The following is a 21,299-nucleotide window of genomic DNA, read 5'->3' as shown; positions in this document are numbered from 1 at the left end:
TTTTATGGATAACGAAGAACTCTATGATGAGATAGACACTACTGAGAGTATCACTCAAAGGTATCTAGGTTTATCCTCTAGAAGGTTTCTTTTCCTTTTTTCTATAGTAGTTGTACTTGGAATATACCTTGGTATTTTACTCTATGGAACGAGTTCACTCGAAGTTCTTTTTGGACTTCAAGAGTATGGTAACTATCTTGAAAATGAGATAGTACGGCTTAAACTTGAAAATGCAGATTTACAACGCGAGTACTTTGAGCTAAAAGAGATTTCAGCACAATAACCCTAGCAAATTTGCTATAATACATTCAAATGCAAATTAGGCTTCTTTCATGATTAAATTTTTAACTATCTTCTCACTTATGATATTTTCTTTATATGCTAGAGAAAATCCATTTTTTCCTATTGAAAATGAAATTGATATTCCAATGACATCAAATCAAACTAGATTTGTAGAACCTTTAAAAAGAGCAAGTTACACACTCCCCTCTACAGCAAGAGAGATTCAGAGTATAACGATACGATATAAAAATCTTGATGGCTCCATAGTAGATAAAAAAGAGATTTTAAATAATTCGATTGATTGGCATTTACCAATTTTTATTTCTCAAAATTATAATAGCTCAGAAAGTACTACAAGTAATAGTCTTAACAAAATTACTTCATCTAAAAATAAAGCTAAAAAAACAAAGGCTATTAAGCTAATATCACTTAAATTTCTTAATCTCTCTTTAGATAATAAAAGAATCAAAATTATGACTAATGATAAAATGATAAGGAACTTTTTACTTACAAAACCTCATAGAATTGTTTGCGATTTTAAGAGAGAGATTGACATTAGAAGCTATGAAAAAGAGTTGAGCAGTAGTGGTATTGTGACTAAGGTTAAGGTGGGAAATCATAATGAATTTTATCGTGTAGTTATGGAGCTTGATGGTTATTATAGATATACATCTAAAGAGCTAAAAAATGGATATCTATTAACTCTTCAGTAAAATAATTATTTTTTAAATACCGCTGCAACAAATCTGTTGAGTGTAGAAGCTTTTTTATCACTTTGAGTAACTTTAGTATCCTTACTTATATGTAAATTCTTGAGTTTATCATCAAGATATTTTAAAGATATCTTGATGTACTTAGCTTCAAAGTTATTCATAATCAAGTATCTTGTCTATCTCATGCATCGCATCATCATTTTTAAGACTAAACTTAATTTCAATTCTTCTTGATGCATCTTTATTCTCTTTTCCTATTTTATCTTTAATTGCATCTAGATATGAGCGACCGCTAGCAACTAGGAGAGGTTTGATATTGTTTTTCTTAGTAAAGTCTAAAGTTAAAAGATAGTTCATTACCGCATAAGCTCTTTGCTGAGAGAGATTAAGATTAAGAAGATAGCCACCATCACTGTCTGTATGACCCTCTATAATTATACGTTCTAGATGATCCTTTATATTTCTATTAGAGGTGAGTGCTCCTATATAGTTAATAAAAACTTTTTTAAGCTCTTTTTTTGAGCTCTCTTTGAGTGTGGCACTATTTTTGTCAAAGAGAATGTTAGATGATAAACGTAGAGATCCACTTTGCGGGTCAATTTTTATGTTTTTCCCAAGACTCTGTTTTAGTTCGGCTATTAATTTAATCTTAATACCAGTTAAGTTTTTTATTTTTGCTTTTTGTGCTTGTAGTTTTGCTATTAAAGTATCATACTTTGTCTCTTTTGCCTCAATATTTCTTAAAAGTGTAAGTAGCTCCTGATCCTTTAACTCTAAACTATTTTCCTTCTGATTAAGTGTATTTGAAAGTACAAGTACCTTATTTTCATAATCTTGTATTTTTATGTTTTGTTCAGATATGCTAGCATTTGATTCATCTAAGAGATTCTGCATTATTATTACTTTATCGTTAAAGTCATCGATTTTCATATTTTGAGAGAGAAGAATATTATTTAGGTTTACTAACTCATCAGTTTTAAGCTTAAGAGCATCCTTAGAGATTAAAAGCTTATCTTTAGTTGTATTTAACTCTGCACTTCGCTGAGCGAGAAGTTTTTGTAGTTTTTGTACCTCAGTATCACGTAGCAGGAGTAGACTCAATGAATTCTCAAGTGAGCTCTCTTTTGAATGAAGATTTGATTTAAGGACCATAGATTTAACAAGAATAGCTCCTATTAATAGAATGAAGACAAAAAGTAATCCAGCCATAAGGTCAGCATAAGAGAGCCAGAAGTTTGTGCCCTCATCTCTTTCATTTTTGTAAAACATCTCTTTACTTATCTTTTATATTATCAGCAACAATCTTATGGTATTTTGCGATTGAGTCTTGCACTTCTCTGCTTTCTAGACTTACATGGGTGGCAAAGTCTGCAAGTTTGATAACAATCTCACCAATCTCTGTATCTATCTTTTCAAATGTTCTATTTAGAGAGTTATTTAATTGTGCACTGTAAAGTTTAGATGTTTTTTCAAATGAACGTGTAGCTACAGTAAAGTCAACAAGCGCTTTATTAATACTGTTTTGCGCTCCAATTGCTGTAGTGCCTTTATCGATCTCATTAAGAGACTTTCTAAGCTCTGTTGAGACATCCTGAAGGTTTGATGTAAGTGAAGCAAAATTTTTGCTTGTGTCATCCATTACAGAGCTAAAGCCAGAAACATGTTCTTTAGAGAGTTCTTTAATAAAATCAAGATTAAAAGTCTCTTTCAATGCACCTATAAATCTGTTCTCTTTTAAATCATACTGAGTATATTTGTAGATGAGAAGCTCTTCTTGTGTCCACATATCTTTAGTAAACTCTTTTTTTATAGAATTAAAATAGTTGTCAATTTTACTTAGCCCGCGTTTTTCAAAGTAGGTCCAAATGAGAGAGAGTAAAATTCCATAGATAGAAGCGAAAAAAGCTGAGCCCACACCACTTAAGAGTACTGAAATCTCTCTATCAAGTGCATCTGTATCTGCTACTGTAAAGTTTGGCATAGAAAGGGCTATTGCGATGAATGTACCTAGAATCCCAAGCATTGGGAAGATAGAAGAGGCCACAGAAACAAAGTTGTCATTTCTGATATCAGAATAGTAGCGGTTAAGAAACTCTTTTAAATTAAGTACAGATTTTGTTTCTTTCTCTATAGTTAAAGATGATCTGCTAAGTTCAACATGAAGTGAATGTTCTAAGCTAGCATAGGATGAACGCATTTTACAAATTGAATAATTTGCATTATGTTTTGCAAAGAGTAAAAATATAAAAAGTATGAATGCTATCACTCCTAGCGAGTGAATAGGGACATTTAAAGGTATTACATTTAAGTAGCCAAGAACCATAGCTACAAAAAATAGAGTAGGAATAGTAATTATAACTATAAAGTTAGCGGAACATAAACGGCTATTTAGATTTTTTGTCATTAAGCATATCCTATAAAATAGATGTTACTTAGAAGCAATTTCAGTGCCATCCTCATTCCACTCTCTTGGTGAGCCCATAATTTTGCCATCATTAAAGTTTACCTCGATTGCTAATTTACCATTTTTATGCCACTGCTTATAAATACCAACTTTTGTTCCATTTTTATAATTAGCATGTATCTTCAACTTTCCGTTGTCATACCAAGTCTTCGCTTCACCATCTTGGATGTCATTTTTATAATAAGCTGAGCTCTTTTTGCGTCCATTTGCATACCATGTTGCAACCTCACCATCTTGTTTCCCTTTTCTGTAATAAGCAATAACAGATTTTTTTCCATTGGTGTAATTACCAATGTACTCACCATCTTGTTTTCCTTTTCTAAAATAAGCTACAGTTTTAATGGTGCCATTTTCTCGCCATTCCGTCAAACGGCCATCAATTTCACCTTGATAGTAAGGTACTATTTTTTTTGTTTTTCCATTTTTGAAAAAGAAGTATGCATTACCCGTAAATGGATCTTGTTTTGACTTCTCATAAGCTATGCCCTCTTTTTTAACGATAAGTCTTGCATCTATATTTTTTGCATAAAGATTAAAACCCAGAAAGATAACCAATAGAGAAACTATTAAATTTTTATTCATTATAAATACCCCTTTTATATTAGAATTTATACTAGAGTAGCACTATAAATATATAAATAAACTTTATAGTTAAATTTTTGTAATTATTTATAATTACTGTGTGTAATATAGTAATTACAAATATTAATATTTATTTTATAAAAGCTTAGAATTTATATTTATTAGCTACTATATAGAATCGTGTACTAATATTTTAGGAGAAGCGGATGAGAATATTGGATAGTTTGGTAAAGGTTACAATAGTATCTATTCTAATAGTATTAATCTTCATAGCCTATGAAGTAAACATAATAAATGAGAAATCATCAAACTTCTATGAGTATCAAAATTCTAAAATAAATATTAAACAAGTAAAAAATATTTTACCTAGAGTAGAGTATGTAATTACTATCGAGCAAGATGAAGAAAAAGATATGTTTCGTAAGTACTCCACTACCTTAAATGAAGAAGAGATAGAAAAAATTAAAAAATTTTTACAACTGGCAAAAAAGAGTGAATTCTACACCGTACAAATATTTACATATATGATATTTGATAAGAGGAGAGTTGAGCTTTATCATTCTGATAACTACTTAAAAAAAGCATCATCTTATACTTTGAGTGAAAATCTTTTGAAGCACTTAGTAGAACATGGAATTGATGAGTTTCAGTATAAGAACTTAACAAAGATAAAAGGTGTTGTATATACACAAAGAGAGAAATTTTTAGCAGATGTTGCCTCTTATGGAAAACTCAGACGTGATCAGTGGTTTGAAAATAATATAGCAATGATGGCAGTAAAAGATAATGCTGCTAGATTTATGAGTCAAATCAACCTACAACATAAAGAGAAATTACTCAATGATGAGGAGATAGAGAAAATAGTAAAGATGATAGAAGAGTCCTATGAAGAGTATAAGGGAATTAAATAATGTCAAAAAGCCCTGAAATTAAAAGTAAAAATATAGCTGGTAAACTAGCAAAAATTTTTTTGACAAATCCACTTACTGCCATTTTAGCTTTTTCAATCATGTCCTTGGGGTATATATCTTTAGAAGTAATGCCAAGAGAAGAAGATCCTCAAATTGCCGTGAGTGGTGGTTCCATCATAGTTCCTATGCCTGGAGCATCGCCAGATGAGATTAATAATGCAATCTTAAAACCGCTTGAACGCCGAATTAGTGAAATTAAGGGTATAAAAGATATCTACTCTACTGCAATGCATAATGTAGGAATGTTAAATATTCAGTATGATATAGGAGAGGATAGAGAGTCTTCAAATCTCAAGCTTTATGATAAAGTCATGCAAAATATGGACTCACTCCCTGGTGGGACAATGATGCCAATGGTTAAGCCTTTTGATATAGACATAGACGTGCCCATAGTCACTATAGCCTTTTACAAAAAGAAAGATTTAGGAATTGATCATATTCGACTCTATAAGCAGATTAAAGATATACAACAAGAGATAAACTCTATTGAAAATATCTCTAAGACTACTCTCAAGGGAGCAAAAAAGCCACAGTTTAATGTTTTACTTGATCTTGATAGACTCTCAGCATACCACATCTCAATTGGTCAAGTTGTGCAATCTATTCAGGCCATAGCAAAGAATGCTCCAGAAATTGATCTACCAACTAGAGATAGTAGACTTGTTGTTTTTGGTGTGAAAAATGCTATTAACTCTATAGATGATTTGAGGAATCTTGTTATTGCCAAATATATGGGTTCACTCATATATCTCAAAGATATTGCAGATGTAAACTATTACTATGATATACAAAATTATCAAGAGGCACTTATCTCATTTCAGGCAGATGGTATTTCATTTACAGATTCACAAGACCAAGTGACTATGACTGTATCAAAACTAAAAGGGACTAATGCAGTTCATTTAGCTGAGAAAATCATTCAAACGCTAGAAGAGAATATAGAGGATTTAGATAAAAATGGATTAGGTTATATAGTTACTCGTAACTATGGTGAAAGGGCAAATGAAGCAGTAAATGAACTTGTGCATCACCTTGTTTTAACTATTGGAATAATCTCTCTTATTCTTATTCCTTTTTTGGGTTGGAGAGAGTCTCTTGTTGTAACAATTGCTGTGCCTATGATACTTGCAGCTACACTTTTTATAGCATTTATGACAGATCAAACTATAAATAGAATTACACTATTTGCATTCTTACTTTCACTTGGTCTAATTGTTGACGATGCTATTATTGTTATAGAAAATATTCACAGACGGATGCATCTAAAAGAGACTGAAAATCAAAGTTTTAATCAGATTATTATTGAAGCAACAGACGAGATAGGACCATCAACAAATATTGCAACAATCGCGATTATGCTCACAATGATTCCAATGGCGTTTGTTGGGGGAATGATGGGACAGTTTATGCTACCAATTCCACTTAATGTCCCGGTAGCTTTAGCTATTTCATTATTTGTAGCTTACGTCTTTGCACCATATTTAGCGAGAAAACTTATTAAACGTACGAAAGGGACTCACTAGAAATGGAAGAGAGAATATACAAAATAGTGAGCTCCAAGTCAGCTCAAAGAAGAGTTGGTTTTATCGTTTTAGGATTCTTGATCTTTTCACTCATGATGATTCCCACAGAAATTGTACTCGCAAAAATGCTTCCAGGAAAAAGTGCAAATACTTTTACCATATATGTAGATACTGCAACAAACTCAACTATTAAGCAAACAAAAGAGGTTGTAGAGTGTGTTTCAAGCGTTATGAGAAAGGAAGAAAATGTTCAAAATATGGAGATGTTTTTAGGTCAAGGTGCTCCTCTTGATTATGCTGGATTAGTAAAGGGAAGTACATTTAAAAGTTTGAAGAATCAAGCAGAGATTGTTATTAACCTCTCCGATAAACATAGCCGTGATGAACCTTCATATATGATGGTTCATCGCATAAGACCAATTATTCAAAATAAGTGTGAGTCACTCTATAAAGGGACTACGGTAAGATTTATTGAGATGCCATCTGGACCTCCTACTTTTGCTACTATAGTTGTAAACCTTTATGGAAAAAATTCTCTCCTTCTAAGAGACACATCTAAAGTGGTCGAAGAGGCGTTAAAAGAGACGGAGGGCTTAGTAGACATAGATATAATGCAAGATGATGTTTATGAAAAATATGAAATTATTCCTAACGTAGAAAAGATTATTAGCTCAAATCTGGGAGTAAATCAGGTAAGTGAGATACTCTATATGGCGTTTAAAGGGAGTGTAATCGCAACAAAAAATTCAACCCTACAACAAGATCAAATACCAATATTTGTTTCACTAAATGAAGAGACTAAGACTCTTGAGAGTGGAAGTAAAAGAGAGTTGGAACTAAAGCTTTCGCGTTTAAAACTTTTAAATAAGCAGGGAATAATGGTTCCTATTAAAGAGGTAGTTGAGATTATTCCGACTGTGGCAAATCCAACTATTTTTAAGAAAAATATGAGAAATATGGTCTCAGTTACAGCTGAGTGTGACATGGTCTCTCAGGTCTATCCTCTTATGGATGCAAGAGAGTTGATGATTACGAAGTTAGAGAGAGACTTTGAGATAGATAGACTCATAGGTGCAAGTACGTATATGTTTGATTTAGCACTTGTTCATAAAGAGAGCGGAGATAAAATTCTTTTAAGATGGGATGGAGAGATGAAGGTTTCCCTTGATACGTTCAGAGATTTGGGTGGTGCGTTTATTGCTGCTCTTGTTTTAATGTTTCTACTAATGGTTGTTTATTATAAATCTTTTGCTTTAAGCGGAATAGTACTTGTGGGGAGCTTCCTTTCTATTATTGGTGTTATAATAGGACACTATATTACTGACCTTATAGCTCTTTTCTTTACAGGGGTTCATTTTTATCTTACTGCCACTTCGCTTATTGGATTTATCTCTTTAATGGGGATAAGTGCTAGAAGTTCTCTACTCCTTATAGATTTTACAAAGTCTCTTGTAGCAAGCGGTATAGAGAAAAATAGAGCGATAGCTATCTCAACAGCTACTCGTGCTAAACCTATCTTACTAACTGCCGTGGCAATTATACTAGGTTCACTACTGCTTGCAACAGATCCAATCTTTGGTGGCCTAGGAATTGCACTTATTTTCGGTAGTATCGCTTCAACACTTGTGTCTCTTTTTTATATTCCAGTTCTTATGGCTAAGGCAAAAGCGATATGTCCACTAGAAGAAGATATGCATTCTGAGGAGTGTGAGTTAAAAGATTAATGTAACTCAACTCTATTCATCTTAGAGGAGTTGTATGCTTTACTGCACTTCCTTCCCTCTAGCTCTACTCTTTCATCAATGATTAGCAACAGATTTCCTCAAGGTCAAAATACAATACAGTAGAGCTAGAAAAGATTTATAATTTTAAAGAAGATAACTTGTGATTTGTGAATGATTGAGGTTTGTTTAGGAAAGTAAGCTTCCCAAGCATTTAGCTTGAGAAGTTGTAGAAAAAGCTAAAGATTAAAGTTTACCTTTTTCATATTTAGCTTTTAATTTTAAGTAGTCATCATAATCATTTGAGTTGATATTATTTGAAACTGACTTAGTTGAGTCATTTGCATTGTCTGAGATACTTCTTGTGCTATCATCTAGGTTGTTAGAGATAGTTTTAGTACTGTCATTAGCATTGTTAGAAACAGTCTTAGTCGAGTCATTAAAGTTATTTGACGTAGTCTTCGCCGAGTCATTAGCATTGTTTGAAACTGTATTAGAAGAGTCTCTTAAATCGTTAGAGATAGTCTTTGTAGAATCATTAAAGTTATTTGACGAAGTTTTAGCCGAGTCATTAGCATTATTTGAAATCGTTTTTGTACTGTCATTAGCATTGTTTGTAGCAGTGTTAGAAGAGTCTCTTAAATCGTTAGAGATTGTCTTTGTAGAATCATTAAAGTTATTTGACGTAGTCTTAGTTGAGTCATTAACATTATTTGAAATGGTTTTCGTGCTATCGTTTACATTGTTAGAAACAGTATTAGAAGAGTCTCTTAAATCGTTAGAGATTGTCTTTGTTGAATCATTAAAGTTATTTGACGAAGTTTTAACTGAGTCATTAGCATTATTTGAAATCGTTTTTGTACTGTCATTAGCATTGTTTGTAGCAGTGTTAGAAGAGTCTCTTAAATCATTAGAGATTGTCTTAGTTGAATCATTGAGATTGTTTGACATAGTCTTTGTACTATCATTAACATTGTTAGTAGCAGTATTAGAGCTATCTCTTAAATCGTTAGAGATTGTCTTAGTTGAATCATTCATATTATTTGACGTAGTTTTAGCTGAGTCATTAATATTATTTGAAATTGTTTTCGTTGAATCATTCATATTATTCGAAGTTGTCTTAGCTGAATCATTTAAGTTATTTGAAATAGTCTTAGTTGAGTCATTCATGTTGTTCGAAGTAGTCTTTGTTGAATCATTCAAATTATTTGACATTGTCTTAGTCGAGTCATTCATGTTGTTCGAAGTTGTCTTTGTTGAATCATTTAAGTTGTTTGACATTGTCTTAGTTGAGTCATTCATGTTGTTCGAAGTTGTCTTTGTTGAATCATTCAAGTTATTTGACATTGTCTTAGTTGAGTCATTTAAATTATTTGAAGTGTTCTTTGTTGCATCATTTACATCATGAGAAACTGATATAGTTGAATCTTTAAAGTCTTTAGTAGCCATTGTTGAACTATCTTTAAAGTCTCTTGTAGTATTAGAAATAGAGTCTTTAGAGTCTTCAGCGATCTCTATAGTAGAGTCTCTTAAATCTTTTGAGATACCAGTTGTAGTGTCTGATCCACTTTTAACAGTTGCAATTTCTGCAGTTTTAAGGTCATCGGAAGCTTTTACAGCTGTATCTTTTGCATCGTGACTCACACTTGTTACAGTACGCTCACCACTTTTAGATACTTCAACACCACCATCAACACCAGACTGAACAGCTTCTTTAGCATCTTTACTCATAGATGTTATACCATCTTTCATATCTTTGAACATATCTCCAAAGCTAAATTCAGCCGATAAGTTAGTTGTAAGCGCTAATGCTGCCACAGCACTTATTATTACTTTTTTTGTCATGTTACACCCTTTTTTTATATTTGTTCTGGTTATACTATAACCCTTTGAAGCTGTATCAAAACTTAAAAATAGTTAAAATTATGAGTTAATCTTATATTTAGATATTTAGTAATAGTTATTTTGTAAGATTTATTTTAAATTAAGAAATGTCCTAGTTTTTTTTCAAATTTTTAAATTTATTTAGGCTATAATAGTTGAAATTACGAAGGGGAAAAAATGAAAAAAGCAGTTATTGGATTAGTTATATTTAGTGGTTTACTCTTTGGAGCTAGCTACACAAAAGAGGATAGAATCAGAGATATGAATGGCATGGCAAATGCAATGAATGTCATTCAAAGCGGTTTCTTTTACAACAACTATGAAACTGTTGCTGCAGGTGTTGATGATCTTACTACGGTTGTAGCAAAGATGAGACCTCCTACAGAAGAGCTAAATGAAAAAGACATAATGGCAAAGTTTATGAATCAAAAGGTTCAAATGTCAAATAAGATTGTAAAGAAGATAAATAAAAAGGCACTTACAATACTACAACGATTTAAAAGTGGTGACACTACTCAAGCTGTTCAAGCTTACACAAAGATTATGGGTCAGTGTGTAAAGTGCCATAACGAAATGCGTAACTGGTAGGAATTATGAAATATACTCTTCTTCTACTCTTTATGCTAAGTTCGCTTTATGGTGCTGAGTTAATTTTAACAGGTACAGTAATCTCAAATAATCAAAAGATGATACCCGCTAGGTATATGGGTTATGTAAAAAAAATCCACTTTGAAGTTGGAGATAGTGTGGAGAGAGAAGATACCCTTTTTGAACTAGAATCAGCAGAGTTCGACATACTTGAATCCCAAGCAGACTTAGCACTTGAACAAGCAAAACTTATGGTTGATGTTTATCAAACAAGACTTAATGTTTATAAAAATCGAAAGAAGAGATTAAAACGCGATAGAAAGTTGATGTCTGCTAGTAACTATAGAGCTGATATGGAAGAGATGAGTGATAGCATGGATAATGTTACAGCTTCTATAGAGTCAGCTCAAGTTTTAGTTGAACAAGTAAGTGAGAAGACAAAACAGTTTGCAACAATTGCGGGTTACTTAAAAATAAAAGCGCCCAATAATGGAATTTTGGTAGATAAACGAATCCAGGTAGGTGATATGGTTGCGCCAGGTATGCTAACGATGATACTTGTAGATATGGACCATTTAGAAGTTGAGGCTGAAGTTGCAGAATCTGATTTAAAATATGTCAGAAGACATAAGGTTGTTCGCATAAAGATACCATCACTCAACTACAAGGCATCTGGTTATATAAAAGCGATAGTCCCAAGTGCTAACCCTATGGCACACACTTTTAAGATACGAGTTCATTTTGAAAAAACAAGCGATATGATTTTTCCTGGAATGTATGCAAAAGTATTTGTTGATTTAACAAATGAGATCGTTAACAAGATTTAATTTTTGAGATACTTATGGATAAATAGTGATATAATCCGAGTATGAAAAACCTACAAGATTATCTTGATTCTCATGAACTTAGTGAGATGCATCCCGCCTCTATTGTCAAGATTCTAAAAACACTTAGTGATGATGAATTAACTCAAGCTATAAAGCTTGTGCCAAAAGATTTACTAGGTGATGTTGCACTTGCACTTCCAGATAGACTTTTTGATGATGTTGTAGAGAGTTTAAGTGTAGATGAGCTCTCGCATGCTGTTAGAGAACTAGAGTCTGATGATCAGGCGGCATTTATGCTTGAGCTTGGTGAAGTAGATGTAGACAAGGCGTCAGAAGTCTTTGAGTCTCTTCACGAAGATGACCAAGAGGAGATAATAAAGCTTCATAACTATGATGAAGATGAAGCTGGTTCTCACATGCAGTTTGAACTTTTTACTGCGTTTAAAGATGAAATAGTTCAAGACGTAATCAAGCGTTTTGCAAGACTGCGCAAAGAGAATGAAGTAGAAAACGTTCAAAACCTTTTTATTACCAACAAAGATAATAAACTAGAGTATGCAGTAGGTTTAGATGATCTACTTATATTTGACTTCTCTAAAACTGTAATAGAAAATATAGAAGCATCAGATGAGAGTTTTGAGCCTATTAAAGCAATTGATACTCAAGATATTAAAGAGGTAGTACATATTTTTGAAGAGTTTGATCTCTCCGTTTTAGCCATAGTAAATGCTTATGGCGTTTTACTTGGACGGATTACTTCTGATGATATGTATGACATTATCAACGAACATGCAACAGAGCAGATGTACCACCTTGCAGGTCTTGACGATGAGGCTGAAGAGGATGATGAGATACTTCCCGCTGGTAAAAAACGTGCAACTTGGCTCGCGTTTAATCTTATAACGGCTATTGCAGCTTCTCTTGTTATCGGACTATTTTCCACTACGCTAGAGAGTATGGTAGCCCTTGCTATTTTAATGCCTATAGTCGCTTCGATGGGTGGAAACGCAGGGACACAAAGTTTGACTGTCGTCGTACGTCAATTGGCACTTGGAGATATTTCTCAGGGTGACGCGATGCGGATAATTAAAAAAGAGGTAATCATATCACTTATAAATGGTATCTTATTCGCTATAATTATAGGAATAATTGCAGCAGTCTGGTTTGACAAAGGAATGCTTGGTGTTGTCATAGGCCTAAGTATGATTATAAACCTCTTTATGGCCGGTTTTTTTGGGGCTTCTGTACCACTTTTTTTAAAAAAAATGGATATAGATCCCGCTATTGGAAGTACCGTTATACTTACTACTGTTACAGATGTTGTAGGATTTTTTAGCTTTTTAGGCTTAGCAACATATATTTTACTATAAGGAATTTGTAAAAATTGGATTTACTAATAATATTTTTTGTGTTATCTGTTGGAGTGTCATTTTTATGCTCTATTTTAGAATCTGTTCTATTATCTATCAATATGTCGTATGTAGCAGTTTTAGAGAGAGAAAGTCCTGCTGTAGGTAGTCTTCTTCGCTCACAAAAAGAAAATATTAACAAGTCTATAGCTTCTATACTCATCCTAAACACAATAGCCAATACGCTTGGTGCAGCAGCAGTAGGTGCGCAAGCTTCTTTAGTTTTTGGAAATGATGCGGTCGTTGTGGTATCTGTAGTTCTTACTTTTGCTATTTTATTTTTATCTGAGATTATTCCAAAAACCATAGGTGCTATTCACTGGAAAAAATTAGCACCTATCGCTGCACAGTTTATAAGAGTTTTCATATGGATAACTTATCCGATTATTTTAACTACTCTAGCTGTTACAAACAAAATCTCAAGTGGAAATGATGATGCAAATTCACTTACAAAAGAGGAACTCTTAGAGAGTATGCTTCAAGGTGAAGATGAAGGCGTTATTGGTGAGCAAGAGTCAGATGTAATAGAAAATATTTTAAATCTACATAACATTAAGATTGCGGATGTTTTAACGCCAAGAAGTGTTGTGTTTGCAATGGATGAGAATATGACTATCAAAGAGGTAGTAAATACCCAAGAGTCAATTTTTAAGTTCTCTCGTATACCTGTTTATAAAGGCAGTATAGAAGATGTCACAGGTCTTGTTTTAACTAAAAAAATCTTCAAACAAGCACTTCTAGATGATAGCGTAACACTAAAGTCAATTAAAAAAGATATATTTGCCATCAATGAAAACGTTCCTGTAAGCAAAGCTCTTGATAGGTTTATAAGTAAAAAAGATCATATGTTCTTGGTTATGGACAACTATGATCAAACGGAAGGGATATTAACTCTTGAGGATTGTATTGAGACAATTCTAGGCATTGAGATTATGGATGAGAGTGATACGACTGAAGATATGCGAGAACTTGCAAAACGGCATATGAAACTTAAACGCAAGGCTAAAGAGGAGTCTTAATGCTCCTCATGTAAAACTCTTTTTACATACCTTTTATTCTAGGCATTTTACCAAGTTTAGAGAGACGACAATAATTCCCCCAGCCTTTTTTTATCCAGTGCCCAAAGATTGGCATTGGAATCATGTATGCTTTTTTATCATCTCTATAAAAAAGTGCTGCACCATTTCCCGTATCCATCATACATAATATATTTAGATGCTTATGATAGCCCTTAAAGTTTGATAATCCTTTATCCCTACTTACAATATTGAAAGCGACATTTTTAGCCATAACTTCAGCGATATGACCCTGTTTTGCTCTCCAGTCATAACCCTCAAGAGATGCTATGTCTCCAATTGCATAGATATTTGACTGAGTTTCATCTTCACTTAGTACACAAGAATAATCATCCGTTTTTACAAAACCAGCGTTATTTGTTGGAAGGTCAGAATCTTTGATAACCTGATGACCATCTCCTGCAGGAATAAACATAGTAAAGTCTACTTCGAGTTTTGAGTCATCTTCAAAAATAATGCCATCTTTTTCAAACATCTTCATCTTTTTCCCAAAGTGTTGCTTGATACCAAGAGAGTTAAACATCTTATCCATCATCTTCAGTGCTTTTGGTCCTAAACGCTTGCCTGGTTCTGGCATTGGAGCAAAGAAAGTCAGTTCAAAGTTTTCTCTTATTCCTTTTTTCTTGAGCATGTTATGAACGTTAAACATAAGCTCAAAGCCAGGTCCACCACGAACTGCCGAAGTATCATTTGGATTACCACCAAAGCCCATAGCAATCTTTCCACTTCCTCTTTCTATAAGTCTATCAAGCTCATCTCGTATTTGAAGTGACTGTTCTGGAGCTCCACAGATGGAAAGAGTATTCTCCATGCCCTTGTGTTTCATCTTTGAAGCACCCATTGCGAGAATAAGATAGTCATAATCATCTAAAACTTTCGAGCTTGTGAGAGTTACTCTATTTTGTTTGGCGTTTATGCTCTCTACTTTATCTATGAGAAGTTTAAAGCCGTGAGCTTTTTGAAGGGCATTTAAGTCTACACATATGTCTTTAAATTCACTCTCTCTAGTAGGTATCCAGATAGAAGTAGGATATATATAAAAATAGTCTCTATCGCTTACAAGTGTAACATCATAGTCCATTTTTCTAAGATGGATGGCACTGTCTAAACCAGCAAAACCACCGCCTAAAATGAGTATTTTTTTCATTTATATATCCTTGTATATGTATTTTAAATAATAAATATTACATAAAATGATATTAAAGAGATGTTAAATAACACCATCCTCATTCAATCTTCTATATTTTCGACACCCATTTGAGTTTCCTAAATCACATGCTTTTCCATAAAGCTCTTTGGCAATACTAAGGTCTTGTCTAACACCTTTACCTTTTTTGTAAAGATAGCCAAGGTTATAGCATCCTTGTCCTACATTATTTTGGCAAGAAGTATTATAGTATTTTCTAGCCTTTGCATAGTCAGTCTCTACACCTTTTCCTTTTTCATAAATCACTCCAAGATTATGGCATCCCGTTTGATTTCCAAGTTTACAAGCTTTTGAGAAAAGTACTCTTGCATATTTATAGTTTCTTTGTACATCTTCGCCGTTGTCATACAAAACGCCAAGGTTAGCACAAGCATCTCCATAGTTGTTGTCACATGCTTTTTTGTAGTAGTGAGCGGCAACTCTAAAGTCGCGTTGATATCCTCTTACACTTGCATGGAGTACCCCAAGATTGTAACAAGCTTGATCATCACCGCTGTTACATGCTTCTTCAAACATAGTGGCTGCTTTTGTCTCATTTCCCCATCTATACTCTTTGATTGCATCACTTCCCAAATCTGCATGAAGATTCAAACTAAAAACCAAAAACATACCCAAAATAACTTTTTTCATATTTCCCACCTTATCTATTTGCTTTGATTATAGCAAAATAAACTAGTTAAGTAGTTTTTCGCTTATTTATAAACATAACAGCTAGAATACTTATGAATCCACCAATTATTATGTGTAATTGGAAGGGTTCATCAAGTACTATCCAAGCACTTAAAAGCGCAAACACCGGAACTAAAAACATAAAAGAGCTTGTTTTCTCACTCCCTAACTTCCCAGAAGCCATGTAAAATATGGTAGTTGCAACGGTTTGACCAAAGACAGCGAGATATATAAGTGCTATCCAAAAGATAAGACCTTGCTCAAAAACGGCTAAAAGATTAGAATTAAACGCATATATAAATGAAGCAAAAGTTGCGATGAGAGATATAAAAAAACTATAGTGAACTGGATGTATATGTTTTTGAGAGTGTTGAGATAGCACAGTAACACCAGCCCAGATTATGGCACAAAGTAAAAAGTATGTGTTTGAACCATTAAAAAAGAGGCTTAAATCATTAAGCTGTAAAATGATAAACCCTCCAACAACACCTAACGCCAATCCAAACTGCTGCAGAGTCTCAACTCTTTTTCTAAACAAAACCAAAACAAGCAAGAAGGTCATAATGGGACTAAGTGAAGTGATGATAACACTCCCGGCACCCGCAAATCCATACTTTATGCCTAAAAATGAAGAGACCATAAAAGAGATATTTAAAACTGAACTACTTGCTATATACTTTATAGAGTGTAGGTTTAACTTTATTGGCATTTTAAAAAAGTATAAAATAGGTATGAACGAGAGAGTCATCAAAAAGAAACGCCAAAAGATGATAACGTCCATAGGTAGCTCATAGGTTAAAATTTTCAGTGCGGTCCAACCTCCACCCCAAAAGAGCATAGCCAGAGCTAAGAGGTATTGGTAGAGTCTATCTTCGTTTTTCATATTCGTCAATTATTTTAGTAACTATAAGATCAGACGTCACATTTAGTGAAGTTCTACACATGTCTAAGATTCTATCAACGGCAACGATGAGAGCCATATATTCTACAGGTAGACCGATTTGATTTAAGATAACTACCATCATAACAAGTGAAGCACTAGGGAGTGCTGCTACACCTACACTAAGAGCTACTACTGTAACGCCAAGTAAAACCTGATCGCCAAAGCTAAGAGGAACTCCCGCTAGATTTGCTATGTATAAAACAGCGACACTCAGATATGCAGCTGTCCCATCCATAGAGACTGTCGCACCCAAAGGAAGAACGAAAGAGGCATTTTTCTTATCGACTCCTCCCATCTCTTCGACTACTCTCATAGATACAGGAAGAGTAGCAGCAGAAGAGGCAGTTGAAAAGGCCATGATAGGTGCTTCTCTAACATCAGAGAGATATCTGTATGGATTTATCTTTGTAAATAATCTTAGCACAGCAGGCAGAGTAAAAAGTGCATGAAAAAGTATAACGCCAACTACGACTAAGATGTACTTGTATAGACCAAAGATAACTTCTATCCCTTGTTCAGCTATGACATAAGAGATAAGCGAGAAAACACCTATAGGGGTCAGTAAAATAACCCACTCAGCCATTTTAAGCATCGCTTCACTCACTGAAGTAAAGAGATTTATCATTGGCTCCTGTTGACTTTTTGAAAGATACAAAGACGCCACACCAAATAAAATAGCAAAAACTATGATCTGCATCATAGAACCACTACTTAACGCATGAAAGATGTTGGTGGGGATAAAACTTAAAATCATACTCTCAAAAGAAAAAGGAGCAAGAGTTGATGCTTGTGAAAATTCTAAACCTGCACTACTTACATGCTCACCAATATGAAATATATTCATAGCAATTATTGCAGTTAAAACTGCTAATGTGGTAGTGAGAAGATAGAGCCCTATAGTCTTTAATCCCATGCGTTTGAGGTGTTCGACTGAGCCAAGACCTAAGATAGCAACATAGATACTTGAAAAAACAAGAGGAACTACTAGCATCTTTAAAAAGTAAACAAATGCAGTACCTAAAACTTTTTGTTTGAGTGCAAGTTCTGGTAAAATGCTACCAAAGAGAGCACCCAGAAGTATACCAACTATTACAAGAGTGTTTGTTGTTGCATATTTTTTTACTTTTGCTATCAAGGTAAGCTCCTTTTTGTATTGTCGAAGTGTAGCATATTTAGCTCTTAAGTGAGTATGCACAAACATTACACACTTCATAAGTATAATACTTAAAATCTCACATTCAAGGAAATGAAAATGAAAAAGTTAAACATGGTTGCTATGCTACTCGGTGCAGCACTATTTATGGGTTTAGGGGCTGTATCACTTAATGCACAAGAAGCAAAGTGTGGTGTTGCAAAGTGTGGCAATGGCAAAAATGCTAAAGCTATGAAGTGTGGCGACAGCGGAAAATGTGGTAAAGCTAAAAAAGCAAAGTCAATGAAATGTGGCGATAGTGGTAAATGTGGAAAAGCCATGAAAAACAAGAATTGTATCTGTACAGATACTAAAGTGAATCCAAAATGTACTTCTTGTAATAAAAAGGCAATAAAAAGTAAATGTGGTGGTGCGAAAAAAGCTCCAGCTAGTAAATGCGGTAAAGGAAAGTGCGGAAGTTAATCTTCCCGCTCTACTCTTTTTAAATCTTCAACTTCATTCTATCTTCTCCAAACAGAATCTCTTTAGAATATATTTTATTTATTATCATCATACTTCTCTGTTCAACTCTTAGCGTTCTATTCATTCTATGCGTTAAAACAACCTTTTTAACGTTAGCGGTTTTAGCAATCTTGGCAATGATGGATGGAGACATATGAAGTTTTGTTGCATGTCCCTCAGCTGTTTCAGGTACGGCATGATCTGCTACAAAAAGATCTGCATTTTTAGCAAACTCCTCTAGCATACCACTTTCATTATTTGTATCACCACTTATGATGATAATTTTTCCTTGAATATCTATCTTTAATGCTAATGATGGGACTGGGCCATGGGGCACTTTTATAAATGAGAGTTTAAAACTTGGATACTCTCTTGAGGTCCTTTTTTTGATGTCATAAGGTTTTATCTCAAATGATTCACTTTGTGGAGTTAGAACATCATGCATGTATCTATATGCACCATTCTTACCAAAAAGTGTCTCTACATAGGCAGTAGTTGATGGAAACATTACTCCACCATCTGGCCCCAATATATCTAAAGACTTTCGTCTTGAAGTAAAATAGCCAGCCTTGACAAATGCAGGTAAGTCAACACAATGATCTATATGTAAGTGAGTTAGTACAACGGCTTCAAGTGTTTCTATCTTTGCACCTGATTTTTCAAAGTTTAGTAGTGAACCACTTCCCATATCTACAATAAGTCTTGCTTCATTATCTACCCATAGTATATATGAAGAGCTAGCCATTCCATCTATTTCTGGTCCACCCGCACCTAGAATTTCTAGCTCTACCTTGCTTGCAAAGAGTAAGTTACAATAAAGTGTCAGTGTCATTAAAAAGAATTGTTTCACGATGTTCTCCAAATAAGTATTCTAAAGGGTGTGATTATTATATGATGTAGTATAGCAAAAAGATTGTGCATCAACTGTGTAAGGCAGAATTAAAGATATTATATCCGTTTAGTTTTGTACACAAACTTTGCACAGCCAAAGAGTAAGATTGTGTTAAAGCTATTTTAAGGAGTGCATTATGAAGTGCAAAGATTTTTATCTAGAGTTTACGAGAGTGACAAGTTACGCTAAATCATTTAGCCTGTTATTAGCAAGGCTAGTTGTTGCTTATGGATTTTATGAACCTGCTAAAATGAAGTGGAGTGGTATAGAGTCAGTTGCTACTTGGTTTGGCTCTATGGGCATTCCATTTCCAACGTTAAACGCTTATATGGCAGCTAGTACAGAAGCATTAGGTGTGCTTTTACTAACTTTAGGATTATTTACAAGAGCTATATCCTTACCACTTATAGTTGTGATGATAGTGGCAATAGTAACAGTCCACCTCCCTCATGGCTTCTCAGCGGGAGATAATGGTTATGAAATACCACTTTATTATATGTTATTTCTGTTTCTCTTTTTATCTCATGGAGCAGGTAGTTTTTCACTCGATAGGTTTTTATTTAAAGACAAAGAAGATTAGTTTTTAAAACTTAAATGAGTTATAATTGAGCATGAAATTAAGAAATAGTATTCTCTTATTATTGATTATGAATTTATCTCTTTTTGCTGATAGCTCTACATGGACTCTAAAGAGATTCAACCTCTATTTTGAAAATGATACTTTTGCCGAGACTGATAATGAGTATACAGGCGGTTATAAACTCTCAAATGTTTACTATCTACCATCAGATGAGCCTGATTTTATAGAGATTCCATTTTTAAAATCAGATGAAGACTCAACTTTCTTCTCAGTTGCAGTTGCACAGCAAATCTATACACCCAAAGATACAGAATCTACAGAAGTTGTGTTAGATGAGAGACCCTACTCGGGTTGGACATATCTTGAGCTTGGAATGCACTATAGCTGTCCTGCAGAGTTAGACTCTTTAGTGATGCAGGTAGGAGTTGTAGGAGGCAGAGCTTCTGGAGCTGAACAGTTTCAAAAAGCTTTACACTCACTCATCAGTATAGACTCTCCAAAAGGATGGGACAACCAGCTTGAAGATGAGCTTGGACTTAACCTTATATACCAGCATAAGTGGCGTTATACCCCTGAGCCAATAGGGTGGTTTGAACAGAGTTATATTCCCTTTGGTGAAGTAGGCATAGGAAATGTGAAAACATATGCAAGAACAGGAATACTCATGCGTATAGGGCTAAATCCAGCAGAGGACTTTGGTTCTTCTTCTATAGATATTGGTGGAGAAAATGGTATTCCAATCAAAAAAGATTGCTTGTGCTTAGATGAAAAAGATATTAGTTACACTCTTAACCTCACATTAGCAGGAGAGGCAGTTGTAAAAAGTATGCTACTTGATGGAAATCTGCTTACTGATAGTCATTCAGTCGAAAAAGAGCCTTTTGTGGCAAATGCTTCATTTGGTTTTAGTGCAAGGTATGAAAAGTACGAACTTGATTTTATATACACTATAAACTCTAAAAAGTTTAAAAAAGAGAAGGGAAACCATAAATATGGATCGGTTATATTTTCATACTTGTATTAAAATTTATGCACAGTTTATACACAGATTTGAGATATAATAATGTTAAATAGAGTCAAAGGAGGATCCTATGTGTATCCCTCATGGAGCCATGGGCTCAAAAAGTAATGGTTTTGTCAAAGAAGTAAAACCGCCTAAGCATATACAAAAAGTTTCTAAAGAACAATTTGAGAAGGGTGACCCTGATTTTGTTGATGAGCGAACGTCTGCATACAAACCAAAGAAAAAGAAGTCATTTTTTCACTCACTCCTAGAAGATCTATAGACTAGATATGTATTGGATGAACTCTCGA

23 protein-coding genes are annotated in these 21,299 nt (G+C 33.9%); 13 read left to right on the top strand and 10 right to left on the bottom strand.

Going from position 1 to position 21,299, the window contains the following annotated elements; all coding sequences use genetic code 11:
* Window positions 1-4 precede the first annotated feature (4 nt).
* Together GJV85_RS12455 and GJV85_RS12450 are read left to right on the top strand one after the other, a co-directional pair.
* Window positions 5-283, top strand: a complete 279-nt coding sequence (locus tag GJV85_RS12455; protein ID WP_207561698.1) for a hypothetical protein — start codon at window positions 5-7, stop codon at window positions 281-283.
* A 49-nt stretch (window positions 284-332) separates the two neighbouring features.
* Window positions 333-995, top strand: a complete 663-nt coding sequence (locus GJV85_RS12450; RefSeq protein WP_207561697.1) for an AMIN domain-containing protein — start codon at window positions 333-335, stop codon at window positions 993-995.
* A gap of 5 nt (window positions 996-1,000) precedes the next feature.
* On the opposite strand, the gene GJV85_RS12445 is transcribed toward GJV85_RS12450, so the two are convergent.
* Genes GJV85_RS12445 through GJV85_RS12430 form a run of 4 tightly spaced genes read right to left on the bottom strand, consistent with a single transcriptional unit; the run spans window position 1,001 to window position 4,041 of the window.
* A complete protein-coding gene (locus GJV85_RS12445) occupies window positions 1,001-1,156 on the bottom strand; it encodes a hypothetical protein (protein WP_207561696.1) in 156 nt (51 codons plus the stop codon).
* Window positions 1,149-2,264: an OmpA family protein gene (locus tag GJV85_RS12440; RefSeq protein WP_207561695.1), complete on the bottom strand. Its 1,116-nt coding sequence runs from the start codon at window positions 2,262-2,264 to the stop codon at window positions 1,149-1,151. Before GJV85_RS12440 ends, GJV85_RS12445 begins: the two co-directional genes overlap by 8 nt.
* A gap of 4 nt (window positions 2,265-2,268) precedes the next feature.
* Window positions 2,269-3,399: a MotA/TolQ/ExbB proton channel family protein gene (locus GJV85_RS12435; protein WP_207561694.1), complete on the bottom strand. Its 1,131-nt coding sequence runs from the start codon at window positions 3,397-3,399 to the stop codon at window positions 2,269-2,271.
* Between the two features lie 24 nt (window positions 3,400-3,423).
* Window positions 3,424-4,041, bottom strand: a complete 618-nt coding sequence (locus GJV85_RS12430) for a toxin-antitoxin system YwqK family antitoxin (protein WP_207561693.1) — start codon at window positions 4,039-4,041, stop codon at window positions 3,424-3,426.
* 206 nt (window positions 4,042-4,247) lie between these two features.
* On the opposite strand from GJV85_RS12430, the gene GJV85_RS12425 reads away from it, so the two are divergent.
* The 3 genes from GJV85_RS12425 to GJV85_RS13795 are packed head-to-tail and all read left to right on the top strand — an operon-like array spanning window position 4,248 to window position 8,259.
* Window positions 4,248-4,952: a hypothetical protein gene (locus tag GJV85_RS12425; protein WP_207561692.1), complete on the top strand. Its 705-nt coding sequence runs from the start codon at window positions 4,248-4,250 to the stop codon at window positions 4,950-4,952.
* Window positions 4,952-6,535: an efflux RND transporter permease subunit gene (locus GJV85_RS13800; protein ID WP_207561691.1), complete on the top strand. Its 1,584-nt coding sequence runs from the start codon at window positions 4,952-4,954 to the stop codon at window positions 6,533-6,535. Before GJV85_RS12425 ends, GJV85_RS13800 begins: the two co-directional genes overlap by 1 nt.
* A 2-nt stretch (window positions 6,536-6,537) precedes the next feature.
* A complete protein-coding gene (locus tag GJV85_RS13795) occupies window positions 6,538-8,259 on the top strand; it encodes an efflux RND transporter permease subunit (RefSeq protein ID WP_207561690.1) in 1,722 nt (573 codons plus the stop codon).
* A gap of 243 nt (window positions 8,260-8,502) precedes the next feature.
* Here GJV85_RS13795 and GJV85_RS13725 read toward each other — a convergent pair whose 3' ends face one another.
* On the bottom strand, window positions 8,503-10,101 hold the full coding sequence (locus tag GJV85_RS13725; protein WP_242689794.1) for a beta strand repeat-containing protein: 1,599 nt from the start codon (window positions 10,099-10,101) through the stop codon (window positions 8,503-8,505).
* 216 nt (window positions 10,102-10,317) lie between these two features.
* On the opposite strand from GJV85_RS13725, the gene GJV85_RS12405 reads away from it, so the two are divergent.
* Genes GJV85_RS12405 through GJV85_RS12390 form a run of 4 tightly spaced genes read left to right on the top strand, consistent with a single transcriptional unit; the run spans window position 10,318 to window position 13,983 of the window.
* The gene (locus GJV85_RS12405; protein ID WP_207561689.1) at window positions 10,318-10,728 is read left to right on the top strand and encodes a cytochrome C; all 411 of its coding nucleotides are present in this window, start codon (window positions 10,318-10,320) and stop codon (window positions 10,726-10,728) included.
* 5 nt (window positions 10,729-10,733) lie between these two features.
* Window positions 10,734-11,555, top strand: a complete 822-nt coding sequence (locus GJV85_RS12400; RefSeq protein WP_242689793.1) for an efflux RND transporter periplasmic adaptor subunit — start codon at window positions 10,734-10,736, stop codon at window positions 11,553-11,555.
* Between the two features lie 41 nt (window positions 11,556-11,596).
* Window positions 11,597-12,925 carry a magnesium transporter gene (gene mgtE / locus GJV85_RS12395; protein WP_207561688.1) on the top strand — a complete coding sequence of 443 codons (1,329 nt, stop codon included), beginning with the start codon at window positions 11,597-11,599 and terminating at the stop codon, window positions 12,923-12,925.
* A gap of 14 nt (window positions 12,926-12,939) precedes the next feature.
* Window positions 12,940-13,983 (top strand): CNNM domain-containing protein, encoded by a 1,044-nt coding sequence (locus GJV85_RS12390; protein WP_207561687.1) that lies wholly within the window; start codon window positions 12,940-12,942, stop codon window positions 13,981-13,983.
* 22 nt (window positions 13,984-14,005) lie between these two features.
* On the opposite strand, the gene GJV85_RS12385 is transcribed toward GJV85_RS12390, so the two are convergent.
* The 4 genes from GJV85_RS12385 to GJV85_RS12370 form a co-directional block, all read right to left on the bottom strand.
* The gene (locus GJV85_RS12385; protein ID WP_207561686.1) at window positions 14,006-15,187 is read right to left on the bottom strand and encodes an NAD(P)/FAD-dependent oxidoreductase; all 1,182 of its coding nucleotides are present in this window, start codon (window positions 15,185-15,187) and stop codon (window positions 14,006-14,008) included.
* A 63-nt stretch (window positions 15,188-15,250) separates the two neighbouring features.
* Window positions 15,251-15,877 carry a tetratricopeptide repeat protein gene (locus tag GJV85_RS12380; RefSeq protein ID WP_207561685.1) on the bottom strand — a complete coding sequence of 209 codons (627 nt, stop codon included), beginning with the start codon at window positions 15,875-15,877 and terminating at the stop codon, window positions 15,251-15,253.
* A gap of 46 nt (window positions 15,878-15,923) precedes the next feature.
* Window positions 15,924-16,799: a DMT family transporter gene (locus GJV85_RS12375; RefSeq protein ID WP_207561684.1), complete on the bottom strand. Its 876-nt coding sequence runs from the start codon at window positions 16,797-16,799 to the stop codon at window positions 15,924-15,926.
* Window positions 16,783-17,994, bottom strand: coding sequence for a dicarboxylate/amino acid:cation symporter (locus GJV85_RS12370; RefSeq protein ID WP_207561683.1), 1,212 nt, complete (start codon window positions 17,992-17,994; stop codon window positions 16,783-16,785). The genes GJV85_RS12375 and GJV85_RS12370 overlap by 17 nt, the downstream gene beginning before the upstream one ends.
* Window positions 17,995-18,111: 117 nt before the next feature.
* Here GJV85_RS12370 and GJV85_RS12365 point away from each other — a divergent pair, with 117 nt between their 5' ends.
* Complete coding sequence (locus GJV85_RS12365) at window positions 18,112-18,474, top strand: hypothetical protein (protein ID WP_207561682.1); 363 nt, start codon at window positions 18,112-18,114, stop codon at window positions 18,472-18,474.
* A 19-nt stretch (window positions 18,475-18,493) separates the two neighbouring features.
* Here GJV85_RS12365 and GJV85_RS12360 read toward each other — a convergent pair whose 3' ends face one another.
* Window positions 18,494-19,363, bottom strand: coding sequence for an MBL fold metallo-hydrolase (locus GJV85_RS12360; protein ID WP_207561681.1), 870 nt, complete (start codon window positions 19,361-19,363; stop codon window positions 18,494-18,496).
* A gap of 178 nt (window positions 19,364-19,541) precedes the next feature.
* Here GJV85_RS12360 and GJV85_RS12355 point away from each other — a divergent pair, with 178 nt between their 5' ends.
* From GJV85_RS12355 to GJV85_RS12345, 3 genes are all read left to right on the top strand, one after another.
* On the top strand, window positions 19,542-19,985 hold the full coding sequence (locus GJV85_RS12355; protein ID WP_207561680.1) for an HvfX family Cu-binding RiPP maturation protein: 444 nt from the start codon (window positions 19,542-19,544) through the stop codon (window positions 19,983-19,985).
* Between the two features lie 31 nt (window positions 19,986-20,016).
* Window positions 20,017-21,009, top strand: coding sequence for a lipid A deacylase LpxR family protein (locus GJV85_RS12350; protein WP_242689881.1), 993 nt, complete (start codon window positions 20,017-20,019; stop codon window positions 21,007-21,009).
* A 67-nt stretch (window positions 21,010-21,076) separates the two neighbouring features.
* On the top strand, window positions 21,077-21,271 hold the full coding sequence (locus GJV85_RS12345; protein ID WP_207561678.1) for a hypothetical protein: 195 nt from the start codon (window positions 21,077-21,079) through the stop codon (window positions 21,269-21,271).
* The last annotated feature ends 28 nt before the right edge of the window (window positions 21,272-21,299 follow it).

This window comes from Sulfurimonas aquatica, assembly GCF_017357825.1.
GTDB classification, from domain to species: Bacteria; Campylobacterota; Campylobacteria; order Campylobacterales; family Sulfurimonadaceae; genus Sulfurimonas; species Sulfurimonas aquatica.
The sequence above is the reverse complement of the archived record's forward strand: the minus strand, read 5'-3'. Positions and strand labels throughout refer to the sequence as shown.

Bases quoted from the DNA above. Each gene is read 5' to 3' on its own strand.
- GJV85_RS12455 (WP_207561698.1), top strand. From the start codon at position 5: ATGGATAACGAAGAACTCTATGATGAGATAGACACTACTGAGAGTATC.
- GJV85_RS12450 (WP_207561697.1), top strand. From the start codon at position 333: ATGATTAAATTTTTAACTATCTTCTCACTTATGATATTTTCTTTATAT.
- GJV85_RS12445 (WP_207561696.1), bottom strand. From the start codon at position 1,156: ATGAATAACTTTGAAGCTAAGTACATCAAGATATCTTTAAAATATCTT.
- GJV85_RS12440 (WP_207561695.1), bottom strand. From the start codon at position 2,264: ATGTTTTACAAAAATGAAAGAGATGAGGGCACAAACTTCTGGCTCTCT.
- GJV85_RS12435 (WP_207561694.1), bottom strand. From the start codon at position 3,399: ATGACAAAAAATCTAAATAGCCGTTTATGTTCCGCTAACTTTATAGTT.
- GJV85_RS12430 (WP_207561693.1), bottom strand. From the start codon at position 4,041: ATGAATAAAAATTTAATAGTTTCTCTATTGGTTATCTTTCTGGGTTTT.
- GJV85_RS12425 (WP_207561692.1), top strand. From the start codon at position 4,248: ATGAGAATATTGGATAGTTTGGTAAAGGTTACAATAGTATCTATTCTA.
- GJV85_RS13800 (WP_207561691.1), top strand. From the start codon at position 4,952: ATGTCAAAAAGCCCTGAAATTAAAAGTAAAAATATAGCTGGTAAACTA.
- GJV85_RS13795 (WP_207561690.1), top strand. From the start codon at position 6,538: ATGGAAGAGAGAATATACAAAATAGTGAGCTCCAAGTCAGCTCAAAGA.
- GJV85_RS13725 (WP_242689794.1), bottom strand. From the start codon at position 10,101: ATGACAAAAAAAGTAATAATAAGTGCTGTGGCAGCATTAGCGCTTACA.
- GJV85_RS12405 (WP_207561689.1), top strand. From the start codon at position 10,318: ATGAAAAAAGCAGTTATTGGATTAGTTATATTTAGTGGTTTACTCTTT.
- GJV85_RS12400 (WP_242689793.1), top strand. From the start codon at position 10,734: ATGAAATATACTCTTCTTCTACTCTTTATGCTAAGTTCGCTTTATGGT.
- mgtE (WP_207561688.1), top strand. From the start codon at position 11,597: ATGAAAAACCTACAAGATTATCTTGATTCTCATGAACTTAGTGAGATG.
- GJV85_RS12385 (WP_207561686.1), bottom strand. From the start codon at position 15,187: ATGAAAAAAATACTCATTTTAGGCGGTGGTTTTGCTGGTTTAGACAGT.
- GJV85_RS12380 (WP_207561685.1), bottom strand. From the start codon at position 15,877: ATGAAAAAAGTTATTTTGGGTATGTTTTTGGTTTTTAGTTTGAATCTT.
- GJV85_RS12375 (WP_207561684.1), bottom strand. From the start codon at position 16,799: ATGAAAAACGAAGATAGACTCTACCAATACCTCTTAGCTCTGGCTATG.
- GJV85_RS12365 (WP_207561682.1), top strand. From the start codon at position 18,112: ATGAAAAAGTTAAACATGGTTGCTATGCTACTCGGTGCAGCACTATTT.
- GJV85_RS12355 (WP_207561680.1), top strand. From the start codon at position 19,542: ATGAAGTGCAAAGATTTTTATCTAGAGTTTACGAGAGTGACAAGTTAC.
- GJV85_RS12350 (WP_242689881.1), top strand. From the start codon at position 20,017: ATGAAATTAAGAAATAGTATTCTCTTATTATTGATTATGAATTTATCT.
- GJV85_RS12345 (WP_207561678.1), top strand. From the start codon at position 21,077: ATGTGTATCCCTCATGGAGCCATGGGCTCAAAAAGTAATGGTTTTGTC.